The sequence below is a fragment of the Dellaglioa sp. CoH-57-MRSF-16 genome (genome assembly GCF_056782055.1).
In genome coordinates this window covers 1-439 of record NZ_JBXAXZ010000062.1, presented here as the reverse complement: position 1 = coordinate 439, position 439 = coordinate 1, and the positions used below count along the sequence as shown (strand labels likewise).

Here is a 439-nt window from a genome sequence, read left to right as displayed (position 1 = left end):
AGCCTGTACGTCGTTGAACAACTCGTTAAACCGCTCGACTACGTGTTTGACGAGAGCTTCGTTCACGGCCGCCCGGAGCATGCTTTTGATGGTGCCCGGACCCACTGCGGTCAACGTCGTGTACTGACGGTATTCGCGGGTATCGTTGTCAATAGGACCGATCATCAACGACCCCCGAAGCGCGTTGCGATGGAATTGTTGATCCAGTCGCGAGACTCGCTGTCCCACGTGTATTCGGTGTTGTCGCCGGACGCATAGAAATCGAGTGCGCGGATCGCACCACCGCCGTAGCCAGCCAACGTCAATGCTTCGTGGAACGGACGGTGGCCCGAGATAAGGGTGCGGCGGCCGTCAAGCCAGTACAAGGTGTACAGGTCAGGATACTCTTCGGCAGGAGGCTCCGCGATCTGCATGATGGTGGTCGCAATCAGTCCATTGT

At 57.9% G+C, this 439-nt stretch carries 1 protein-coding gene; it reads right to left on the bottom strand.

From position 1 onward, the window contains the following. Nucleotides 1–164: 164 nt before the first annotated feature. On the bottom strand, nt 165–439 hold a 275-nt coding region (locus AC1RPH_RS07845), incomplete at its 5' end, for a hypothetical protein (RefSeq protein WP_481762034.1).